An 11,939-nucleotide genomic window follows, 5' to 3' on the forward strand; every position below is an offset into this window, starting at 1 on the left:
TCCGTATAAAGTTGATATTTTTACATCCTGAAAACCAACCTCACGCTACAGGATAATCCTTACGATATCTACTATGGCTTATGTATCCTGCTTACATATCAATTGGGTTTAAAACCAGGCTGATTAAACCTTGCCGGACAAATTACACTACAACAATATCCTGACATTAAATAACCTATTAATAAATACTTAAGTATGAACGTTAAAATTACACAAAAACAAGTAACAATTTGGCTGTGCCTGCTTCTTGGGGTTATAGTAAATGCACAACAACCCGGCGAACTGGATACGAGTTTTAATGTTGGTGCAGGAATAGATGGCACTATACACAATATGGCCTTACAGCCCGATGGTAAAGTAATTATAGCAGGTGTTTTTACCTCCTATAATGGTGTAGCACGCACTAACTTAGCACGGCTTAATGCAGATGGCAGTCTTGATACTGCTTTTAATGCTGCCGCAGGACCAAATGACGACATCTATGCTCTTACGCTGCAGCCCGATGGCAAAATACTCATAGGAGGCCATTTTTCAACTTATAATGGGGTAAGCCGCAGCCAGATTGCGCGCCTTAATACCGACGGAAGCCTTGATACTACCTTCGATCCTGGTACGGGTCCGGGTGTGATAAACTCCAGATATTACAATACCACTTCTATTGGTGTCCAGTCTGATGGCAAGGTCATTGTAGGAGGCAGTTTTGACACTTACGATGGATTGTCGCGCAACTGTATTGCCCGTTTATATGCCGACGGTAGCCTCGATGGTTTTTTTGACGTGGGAACTGGTTTGTTTAGTCATCAAGAGCAAGATGTTTTCTCTATTGTCGTACAGCCCGATGATAAACTGCTCATAGGAGGAGCTTTTGATAGCTATAATGGAATATCTCGTAACCGTATTGTTCGTTTAAATGCCGATGGTAGCCTTGATACTACTTTTGAACCGGAAACGGGAGCAGACGGCCCTGTTTTTACTGTTGCTGTTCAACCTGATAGTAAAGTGCTTATCGGGGGTAGTTTTAGTGCATACAATGGTACTGAAAGGCAACGTTTAGCCCGGCTAAACGCTGATGGTAGCTTGGATACTACCTTTACTCCCGGCACGGGGCTTGTTGCCATTCAATTTATTGCCACGCAGTCCGATGGCAAAATATTTATAGGGGGCAATTTCCTTACTTATGATGGTGTGGCGCGCAGTAATATTGCCCGCCTGAATGCTGATGGAAGTTTAGATACCACCTTTAACATTGGTACAGGGGCAGCATCCACTATTTTATCTATTGTGCTGCAACCGGATAATAAAGTTTTAATAGGAGGTTATTTTGTAACATACAACAGTGTTAACGTAAATAGTGTAGCCCGCTTATATGGAGATGAGCCCTGCAATACCCCCGCGCCCACCGCATCTGCACAACAGGCGTTTTGCAACGGTAGTACTGTGGCGAGCCTTACAGCCACCGGAACAGCCATACAGTGGTACAATACCCCGACAGGCGGTACAGTACTTGCCTTAACTGATGCTTTAACAAACGGCACCTATTATGCCGGCCAAGCCTTAGATGGTTGCGAAGGCCCAAGGAGTGCGGTGAGTGTCACGGTTATTTCTGTTCCTGCGCCTACGGGCGCGGCCGAACAACTAATAAGTGCAGCCAATGCCACAATATCAGGCATAGATGTTACGGGTACAAACGTTCAGTGGTATACTGCTGAGGCAGAAGCAATAGCAGCCGGCAATGCGATATCTCCCGATACTGTACTTATTAGTGGTACTACCTATTACGCAAACCAGACTATAGACGGCTGCACAAGCTCAACAGCTTTAGCGGTTACCACAACAGTAGCTTTGGGTGTTGAGGATGTAGTTAAAAACGTGTCAAAATTCTATCCTAACCCATTTGCCGACGAACTTAACTTCGAGTCGGGCCAAATAATTTCTAACATTGCAGTTTACAACCTTTATGGTAAACTGGTGTATGAAGCTGATTGGAATACAACCAGCGGTAAACTTAACATGAGCAATCTGCAGGCTGCAACTTACATTGCAAGAGTTAGAACCGGCAATACAGTTAAAAACCTGACTGTAATTAAACAATAATTATTTAAAGCCTTATAAACCAAAAGGTGGCCTTTAACAGGCTGCCTTTCTTTTTTTATAGTTAATTCCTAAAAATATAATTATTATGCCTCTTTGTGATATAGTCTTATTAACTTTGTAATGCCTGCCATATTTATAATTAAAGCATTCAATATTATAACACAATGAAATTATTTATTACCGGCATAGGTACCGATGTAGGCAAAACTATTGCCGCTGCAATTGTAACCCAGTCTCTTGAAGCTGATTACTGGAAACCCATACAAGCCGGCGACCTTGAAGATTCTGACAGCCATAAGATTAAAAAATATTTGTCTAATGCTATAACGGTAATTCATCCTAATAGTTATGCTTTTACGACCCCTGCAAGCCCACACCTTGCAGCAGAGTTGGATAATGTAATAGTTGATGTTGAACAAATAATTGAACCCAGAACAAATAACCGTCATCTTGTTATAGAGGGTGCAGGAGGAATTTATGTTCCGCTTAATGATAACGATACCATTGCCGACCTGATTAAGCTTGATTATAAGGTAATTGTAGTATCGCGGCATTACCTGGGCAGCATTAACCATACGCTGTTAACGGTCGAAGCTTTAAAGCACAGAGGGATTACTATTGCCGGGATTATTTTTAACGGTGATGAAAATGGAGCTTCAGAAAGTATAATCCTTAAAAAGACCGGTCTGGCAATGATAGGCAGGATTGAAAACGAGCCCTATTTTGACCAGAATGTAATTGCTGATTATGCCGATACTTTCAGGGAAACTTTATTAAACCTGTAATTATTTATTGTGGGCTATACCGTCTATAATCTCACCTATGGTAATTTGTATTGTAGTTTCCGTAAAGCCATTATCCAGCCTTTCGGTATAATTTAATACCCGCGATGGCCTGAAATCTAACGCATCGCCAATATACTTTAACAGGTTGTGGCCATCATCCTGAAAGAAAGTTTCGTTTTCGGGCTCTACAGCAAGGCGCACATATACTATGGTTTCATCATTATAAAGTGCAGGCCGGTTGTTACGCTCGCCATCATTAAGGTCATGGCTGCTTTCGTACTCATATTTAATAAGATCTACCACGTTAAGGTGTATCTTTTCTAATAAGGACCGAACAATTTTTAAATCACGGCTGTCATTATCATTAGTATTGTCAAGTTTGCTGTTAACGCGCAGTTGTACAAGTAAGTTATTCATTTTGATGGTATTTGTAGTAAAGTTATCTCTTTAAATTATAAAACTCTCTTAAGCAGATTATAAAAAAGCCACTATAATACAGAGATGTATAATTAATGCTGCTTGTTAAGCCGATTTTTTTATGTTTGCCGTATTTTTGCATAAAATTACATTACTTTGGCAACACCGGTTTCCATCATATCTCTTGCATCTTTTTCGCCTTTGGGTAACAACCCTGATAGCGTTTGGGAGAATTATCTTAGCGATAGGTCATTAATACATTCTACAACTATAGGGGGTAAAATTGTTCCCACGGCTTCGCTCTCAGATGATTTAAGGCTGCAGGCAGAAGATTTAAAGACGTCTAATGCTCATTATAAATACCTCGACAATTCTGTACTTTATGCATTACTTGCCTCAAGGCAGGCAGTACAAAAAGCAGGCTGGGGGCAAGATGATATTTTTGGGGTTAATATAGGTTCGTCGCGTGGTGCGACAGATATTTTTGAAAAACATTTTACCGAGTTTATTGAGACGGGTAAAACTGCGGTGCAGGCATCTCCGGCAACTACACTGGGCAATATATCATCATGGGTGGCGCAGGACATTAAGAGTTCAGGGCCCGATATTTCGCACTCTATAACCTGCTCTACTGCGCTGCATGCTTTGCTAAACGGTGTAGCATGGCTACGGGCGGGAATGTCAGATAAGTTTTTGGTGGGAGGCAGCGAGGCACCTTTAACGCCTTTTACCATTGCGCAGATGCAGGCCATGAAAATATATTCATCTATTGATGATGAGTATCCCTGCCGTGCTTTAGACCTTACCAAAACCATGAACAGCATGGTGCTGGGCGAAGGGGCTGCAATGGCTTGTTTGCAGGTTGGGCATTTGCCCAATGCCCTTGCTTATATAGAAGGTATAGGATATGCTACCGAGGTATTACAACACAGCGTATCGATATCTGCCGACGCTGATTGCATGCAAAAATCAATGCTCATGGCATTGCAGGATACTAATTTAGCCGATGTTGATGCAGTTGTAATGCATGCACCCGGCACCATTAAAGGCGACCTTTCTGAATATAATGCCATCCAGAAAATATTTGGCAGCAACGTGCCACTACTTACTACAAACAAATGGAAGATAGGGCATACCTTTGGCGCATCCGGCCTTCTTAGCCTGGAGTTAGCAATACTTATGTTGCAGCACAATCATTTTATACCATCACCGTTTTTACCGCAACCATCCGGCAGGCCACTGCGTAAAATACTGGTTAACGCTGTGGGCTTTGGCGGCAATGCGGTAAGTGTTTTAATAAGTAAATAGTACAGTAAACCAAACTATAAACAGTCAGGCCCTTTGCAATTGCAAAGGGCCTGACTGTTTATAATAACCCAATAATCATAATTTAGCTACTGCCCTAAAAAAATAGCACCGGATGTTACTAATCATCCGGTGCCGTGCATCCAACTAAAAAATTACTAAAACATATAACGTTTACTACGCGTTATATTCTCTTCAATACAATATATATAATATAAAGTGTTACCGGTTTGTGGCGTTGGAGAGCTTTTTAAAAATAGCCCCGGAGCAACCCGGGGCCGTGCATCCAACTAAAAAATTACTAAAAATTATAACGTTTACTACGCGCTATAATTGCGGTTACCCGTTGCTGGGTTGTTATGCTTTATGTCTTTATAAAACCCCGATGTTACTGTTTACGGGGCTTTATAAGACTGTATTACTAACGTAATTAATTCATTATTATTTTTTTAGATATAACCTGTTGGTTATCTAAAGTTATTTGAACTATTACTACCTGTTCTGTTGCATTAATATCGGTAGTAGCAAAGCTTATGCCATCTATATTGCTTTTTTGGAATAATGTTTTTCCAAGCATGTCATAAACAGTTACAGTATTAATATCTGCCGGAGCTTCTATTTTAACCTGTTTGCCGCTTTTGTAAACTATAACTTCTTTAGTTTGCAGTACCGGTGTTTCTGTGCCAAGTGCTCCATCCGGTGCATAAGCTACTGTAAAGCGGTCGTTAAAGGTACCAATTTCTGATGTAAAAGTAAATGCTGCATCAGTAATATTATGAGTTATTCCCGTAACATTATCTATAATATAGATTTCCTGGCCTTCAGAGAACCTTCCGTCTGCGTGATCTAAAGATAATGTAAAAGATCCGGCAACTTCTGCTGTGTAACCTAATTTAACTCTGTCTGTATTAGCAAACGCGCCGCGGGCCTGTATTGTAAGGTTTAATGTATCGTTAGCTGTTTCTACTACTGTATAAAGGTTTAAGTTGCCGTTTATAAGAGCTTTACCATCATAACCATTATCATAACCTAATGTTGTATCCTCGTTGTAACCTATAAGCGACTGAGAAAATTCTCCTGCATTGTTAGAAACATTTATCCATAAACGATCTGTAGTTGCCTGCGTAGCCGCTGTCCTGAAGAATGCGTTAGAATGTGTTTGTAAACGCATGCTGTTTTTATAAGTAATGCTACCGTTGCTTTTTGCTTTTACAATGAATCCCTGTGCTGTATTAAGGCTGCCGTTAGGGTCTATTGCGTAAGGGTCTTCAATAAGGTTGTTACCGTCAGTACTATTTCCACCCCTTGCTACGTTAGCACAGTATCCTGTTAAGTTTACTGTAGAGTATGAAGAAACCGTCTGGTCGTTAGTTTTTCTCCATATCCATATAGTACCATCTATAACATTAAGATTTTCATTTATAAAAGCTTTTACACTTATAGGAGATGGGTAAGGATTACCTACTGCGTTAAATCCTCTTCCTGAATTATCAACCGGTACACTAAGAGTACCATTGTTAGGTGTTCCTGTAAATGCTCCTTTAAATGTTAAGCGTGCAGTGCCTTCATTGTAACCCGGTGTAGGGTCTGTATTTGGCATACGGATAAGGATACCTTTTCCTAATGTAAATTTAGTAGTTTCTGCAGGAAGCGTCATGTAGTAGCTTGTAGAAGTGCTGTACTCATAAAAACGTGTAGCAACTGTTTCCGGAGAGAACGACTGTAAAGTTTGGTAACCTGTAGCCCTTTTATCAAGAACCGGTGCAGACCACATTGTGTAATCCAGTTTTTTAAGGTTAGAACCGTTTCTTTTTACCGTTACTGTACCTGTATTAGCATCATCTGTAAGTTGTAAAAGGTTAGAGCTGCTTTCAAAAGTAAGCGATCCTGTAGTTGCAACGTTTACAGTGTGTGTAACTATAGTGTTAGAGTTGTTTGTAAAGTTTACATTTTTACCTGCAAGTACATATATAGAGCAAGCATAAAAGTTACCACCGTTTTGTGTAAAGTCAGCATTAAATATTACGTCTTTAGTAGCATCAGGGTTACCGTTGCTCCATGCTGTACCGTTCCATGTTGTAGCACTGTCGCAGTATATACCTGTAGCATCGCCGGCTGTAGGCATTGCTGTAGATGGGCCAAATTCGTCGGCACCCATATCCGGAGTTGCATTTCTTAACTGGTTGTCTATATCTCTTGTAACTTCTGTTAGTGCTACACCACCATCTGCAATACCTGCGTTAGCAGCGTTTGTGTTAATATGAAGGTCTGATGAAGATACGAACACAGGGTTAACATTTACAGAGTGTGCATCTCTTAGAGTAACACCCTGCCATTGTTGTAATGTATAAGTGTAATCTGCGTTGTCCTCATAAGCGCCCGGTACACCGTTACCGGCCCAGTCAATCTGGCCTGCACTGTTTACATTTGTTATGTATCCAAGCCTGTCTTTACTGTAGTAATCGTTATTATCAAGATTAGTAAATACTGCGTTTATGTTACCTACTGTGTTGTTAACCACTATTGCAGACCTTCTTGTAGCTGTACTCGTTTGGTTGTTAGCAAATATGTTGTTTCTTACATCAAGGTTGCGTGCAGGTGTATTTACATAAAATGCTGCAGAGAAACCTCCATGTGCCTGGTTAGTGTTAAGAGATACAGTGTTATTATATATTTTGTATTTACCACCATTGTCTACAACAATACCGTAACCATTTAAGTATCCGCCACCGTTACCATCTGCCGATACGTTAAGTATAAAGTTGTTTGCAACAAGTATGTTAGCATTAAAATCTGTAGAGGCAAGTACTATACCACCAAATATCTGGCTGTTAGTAGTTGTTTTGGTAATGTCTTTAAGAATGTTCCTTACAATAGTTCCATTTTTTGAAGCTCCTGTAACATATATACCTGCAGATACAAGGTCGCCGTCGTTAGTGTTTCTGTAAAGGTTATTTACAAAGTTGTCGCTGTATTCAAAACCATTTACGTTAATAAATGTTGCCGGTGCTATAATTGTTTCTGCTTCTGTAACTGTATCAGAGCCAAGGTCATTTTTATTTACAGTAACACCTGTAGTAAGCACAGAGCCACCGTTTACATAAACACCTTGTTTAACTTTCATAAAGTCGTTGTTAGTAACTGTAAGATCGCTGTTGTTTGCAGTTGCAGCTGCTATAACCATTGTGTTATTTTCGCCCGTACCATTGTTGCCGGAATATACACCTACAGAGAATTTACCGCCTTGGTTTTTGGCATTTTGTTTAATGTTACAGTTTTTTACTGTAATGTGCGTAGCTCCGTTTGTACCGTTGCTTGCTACCCAAAACACACTTCTTTGTATATAATCTATATAATCCTGATTGTCAAGAGTTAGGTTTTTAGTTGCACCGTTAGCGGTGTTGCTGCCATCAAAAGTAACGTAATCGGCACCATTAATGTAAAATATTGCAGGTATACCAGTGTAATTATTTACGTTTGTTGCTGTAATTACCGGAGAAACACCTGTATATGGTTTAAATGTTACAGTGTTTGTAGCCGAAGCGCTTGCTATTGTGTTAATGGTAAGCGGAAAACTTTCGTTAGTGCTGTAAGAAGCATTTGTAAGTAAAAAATTTACAGGGCCAGATATGCCGTTAGTGTTTAAGTAAGTAACCGCAGATGTTAAAGTTGTAAAGTGGCCATTAGTACCTACAAGGTAAGTGCCATTTAGCATTCCTGTAGGGGCAACAGCCCTTACTGTTAACGATACTGTGGCAGTAGAGTTAGGGTTTGTGCCGTTTGTAATGGTATAAGTAAAACTATCTGTACCGGCATAATTTGCAGCAGGTGTATAAGTTATTGTCCTGTTTGGGTTTACTATAAGTGTACCGTGTGCAGGGTTTGTAGTTGTTAAGCTTGTTACATCGGCTATGCTATCATCGTTAGATAATACTGTAAGAGGTGTAGCTGTATTTAAGTTAACAGTGTAGCTGTCATTATTAGCTGTCATTACTGCAGCGGCAGCATTTGCAATTGTTCCTGTAATGGCAATACCCTCGCCATAACCCTGGTTATAACCGCCATTGCCGTTAACACTTGCAAACCTGTAAGGGGCACTCATATAACCGGCGTTAGAATGCTGGTAACCATAAAGGCGTACATATACTGTTTTGCCATTAGGTACAACAGCGTTGCTAAAAGAAACAGACTTATCTGTATAGTTATTAAATACTGGTGTTTCGTTATTTAATATGGTTACAGGGTTGCTAAAATCTGAACTTAAAGAATATTTAATTGTGATTTTTTGAGCTCCCTGACCATCTGCCTGGTATTGAAAGTTAAGGCTGCCAAGTGTAATTTGTTTACCGCTTACAGGTGCTACTGTAAATTGTATGTATTTGTTTTCATCTAACGAAGCTCCTGTAGACCAGTTACTTGTTTGTATTCCGTTCCATCCGTCGTTGTTAACGTTTATGCCAGCTGTAGTAAAGGCTGCGCTTGTTGCATCTGTGTTGTAAATTGTAGCATTTGCAGATGACTGGAAACCTCTCCAGCGAACAATAGTTGTTTGAGAAAAGCCAAAGAAAGGCAATAGCAATAGTAGTAATACTGCGTTTTTCATTTTAGTAAATAGTTAAATTTTAGATAGTTATGGGGGGCATAACTTTTTTTGGTTGCGGGGGCAAATGTACTGCTTTCCCTCTAAGAAATATTTGTTAAATTTTATTAATTTCAACTATTTTGAAAAAGTTATTAACTATTACGTTGTAGTTGATTTTATTCGTTGAAAATCACGATTTAATCGATGAAATTCACTTTTGGTCAAAAAAAATATAAAAACTGGGGGCCCGGTTTTTATATTAAAACAGCATTAGAGGCTTAGGGGCGCTGTTATGCTTTACGGAGATTTCTTAATCAGGTACATAATTTAACTTTGTGTTTTAGTGTTTTAGTAATGGATGCTTAGTAATGTGCGAGAACTATAATTTAAATACTTATTCGTTTTCTGATACAAAGATACGTTGTGCATACAGCTTTACTTACAATTATTCGTTAGGGGTTGTTTAACTAACGACGGGCTGTTGACTTTTATCGACGAACGGTTAATAAAAATCGTTTAACGTAACATCTGCTTTAGATAACGGTACAAAGTAAAGGCATAAATGCTGGTTTTTAACATTTTTTTAATAGACAAAATATAGACAAATTAATAATTTTTAAAATTTAACTGTTTGACAGTTAGTTATTTGAATGTTTGTCTATATTTTGTTATGCAGATTTTAGATTATTACGGCATCAAATACTACCTTAAATGTTAAATAAGGTTAACAAATGTTCAGTGTGCATTTCGTCGGGTTTAATAAAATTTGCAGAATCGTGATAAGCGTCTTCTTACTGATAAAATGTATAGAAATAAAAATGTTTTAATAAATAAACCCCAACTCATTTTTATGGGTTGGGGCTGTTGTAATGTTGTTGAGGCAATTATATTTCCATTAAAAGTTTCTCGAAAGCATCATCATCATTAATTTCCATTTTTTTCTTTATCCTGTACTTTTTAGTAATGGCACTCTCGTGGGATATTTGTAGGAGCGAGGCTATCTCTTTATTACTAAGGTTGAGTTTTAACAGGGAGCAAAACTCTATATCATTCTTTGTAAGCTTAGAAAATTTAGTTGTAAGCGATGTGCCAAACTCCGGGTGAAGGTTGTTAAAACGGGTTTCAAACTGTTTCCAGTAATCCTGTTGGCGCACCAGTTGCAGCAGCTCTTTTTTTACATCGGGTATTTTAGATAGTGCGTTAGAGTCGCACTTTTCTATAATTTCATTTACAGCATCCTGGTAGCTCGCCATGCGCAGCGCCGTAGATGTAAGCTCCCGTTGTTTTTCTTTAATAGTTTCGCGCTGTGCATTGCTAAGCTCCTGCTCATGCAGGTGGCGTTGCTCCAGCATTGTTTTCTCTGCCTCTACCGTTTTTAGCAATTCTTTTTGTAAACGGTTTTTTAGCCAAAAGCCCCTCGTTATGAGCAGTACAATTAATAAAACAGTAAATCGTGCAATGCGGTACATAAACTCGCGGTCTTCATCGGCCTTTATGCTGTTTTTAAGTGCTTTGTTGTTGGCTTCCAGTGCCAGGTTTTTTTCGCGCTGTAACTCTGTCTGAAATTTTGCCTGTATATCCCTAATTGCGATCTTTCGGTCATCTGCCGATAGCGAATCCATAATATCTATAGTATTCTTGTATGCTGCAAGGGCTTCCTTATCATTATGAGTGCCATCATAAGCATCTGCCACGGCATTTTTATATATAGACTGGTCTTCGCGGTTAGCAAGGTTAAATACATTTATCTTATCTACGGCTTTAACTATCTGTAACGATTTTGTATAGTTGCCTTCTTTATTAAGCAGGTCTATATATTCGCCCGCAATACGTATGGCGCGATTAGAGCGTATGGGTATAAGGTTATTTAGGGCAGTTTGATAAGCGGCAATGGCTTTGGTGGTGTTTTTTTGGTTAAACTCAAGGTTGCCTATTTTAGAATAACAAATACCGAGCATCTCTTTATCGCCAAATTTCTCCAGGCCTGTAATAGCTTCAGTTAGGGCTTTTTTTGCACCATTAAAGTCATTTACATGTATTAGCGCCTCAGCAAGGTTAACCTGTGTAAGGTAGTAATTTTTAAGCTGGCCAATTTCTTTAAAAGATACGAGGCTTTCGCGATACAGGTCTATAGCAAACCTAAAATTATTCATGGCCAGGTAGGTGTTGGCCAGTTTTTGTTTAACCGCAGGCAGTTGCTTAGCGCCTCTTTTATCATTTTTTAAAATGGCCTGTGCTTTAAGCAAATAATCTATAGATGTATTGTAATCCATCATGAGGTTATAATTGCTTGCCATTTCGCCATAAGCTATGGCAACCCCAATGTCATTTTTTTCTTTAGTGTTTATGGCAATGTTTTCGTTAAGGCATGCTATGGCTGCCTTATAATCTGCTTTTGCCCTGTAGCCCATAGAAAGATTAACAAGGCTCCTTGTTTTATTGCGGGGGTATTTGTCAAGATATGTCAGCGATTTTCTTAAAAAATAAATGGTAGAATCCGGCTTGCCCTTCATGTTATAATACAAGCCATATAAGGCATACGTATTACCATAAATAGTATCGTGAAGGTCGCCACGCTGTGCAAGCGTTCTTTTAATGACCACAACGGCACTGTCGGGGTTAGAATAAATTAGTTTACGGCAGTCTCTTTCGGCTTTTACAAAATCATAATCCGGCTTTTGTGCAAAGCCTAACGTGGTAAGTAATAAAAGGGTAAGATAAAATTTGTAGTGCATTGGCATTCGGTCTTTTCGATA

The 11,939-nt window shown here is 39.2% G+C and carries 6 protein-coding genes; 3 read left to right on the forward strand and 3 right to left on the reverse strand.

From position 1 onward, the window contains the following. Positions 1-195 precede the first annotated feature (195 nt). Positions 196-2,094 carry an Ig-like domain-containing protein gene (locus F565_RS21445; RefSeq protein ID WP_020213046.1) on the forward strand — a complete coding sequence of 633 codons (1,899 nt, stop codon included), beginning with the start codon at positions 196-198 and terminating at the stop codon, positions 2,092-2,094. Positions 2,095-2,258: 164 nt separating this feature from the next. Further along, positions 2,259-2,879, forward strand: coding sequence for a dethiobiotin synthase (gene bioD / locus F565_RS0109805; protein ID WP_020213047.1), 621 nt, complete (start codon positions 2,259-2,261; stop codon positions 2,877-2,879). On the opposite strand, the gene F565_RS0109810 is transcribed toward bioD, so the two are convergent. Then, a complete protein-coding gene (locus tag F565_RS0109810; protein WP_020213048.1) occupies positions 2,880-3,296 on the reverse strand; it encodes a hypothetical protein in 417 nt (138 codons plus the stop codon). Between the two features lie 156 nt (positions 3,297-3,452). On the opposite strand from F565_RS0109810, the gene F565_RS0109815 reads away from it, so the two are divergent. Further along, a complete protein-coding gene (locus tag F565_RS0109815) occupies positions 3,453-4,604 on the forward strand; it encodes a beta-ketoacyl synthase N-terminal-like domain-containing protein (RefSeq protein ID WP_020213049.1) in 1,152 nt (383 codons plus the stop codon). A gap of 427 nt (positions 4,605-5,031) precedes the next feature. Here the strand turns inward: F565_RS0109815 and F565_RS0109820 are convergent, their stop codons facing one another. Further along, positions 5,032-9,204, reverse strand: coding sequence for an Ig-like domain-containing protein (locus F565_RS0109820; RefSeq protein ID WP_020213050.1), 4,173 nt, complete (start codon positions 9,202-9,204; stop codon positions 5,032-5,034). A gap of 863 nt (positions 9,205-10,067) precedes the next feature. Beyond that, the gene (locus F565_RS0109825; protein ID WP_154652583.1) at positions 10,068-11,918 is read right to left on the reverse strand and encodes a tetratricopeptide repeat protein; all 1,851 of its coding nucleotides are present in this window, start codon (positions 11,916-11,918) and stop codon (positions 10,068-10,070) included. Positions 11,919-11,939: the final 21 nt, after the last annotated feature.

Origin of the sequence: Flavobacterium rivuli WB 3.3-2 = DSM 21788 (assembly GCF_000378485.1) — a bacterium.
Classification (GTDB): domain Bacteria; phylum Bacteroidota; class Bacteroidia; order Flavobacteriales; family Flavobacteriaceae; genus Flavobacterium; species Flavobacterium rivuli.

Bases quoted from the DNA above. Each gene is read 5' to 3' on its own strand.
- F565_RS21445 (WP_020213046.1), top strand. From the start codon at position 196: ATGAACGTTAAAATTACACAAAAACAAGTAACAATTTGGCTGTGCCTG.
- bioD (WP_020213047.1), top strand. From the start codon at position 2,259: ATGAAATTATTTATTACCGGCATAGGTACCGATGTAGGCAAAACTATT.
- F565_RS0109810 (WP_020213048.1), bottom strand. From the start codon at position 3,296: ATGAATAACTTACTTGTACAACTGCGCGTTAACAGCAAACTTGACAAT.
- F565_RS0109820 (WP_020213050.1), bottom strand. From the start codon at position 9,204: ATGAAAAACGCAGTATTACTACTATTGCTATTGCCTTTCTTTGGCTTT.
- F565_RS0109825 (WP_154652583.1), bottom strand. From the start codon at position 11,918: ATGCACTACAAATTTTATCTTACCCTTTTATTACTTACCACGTTAGGC.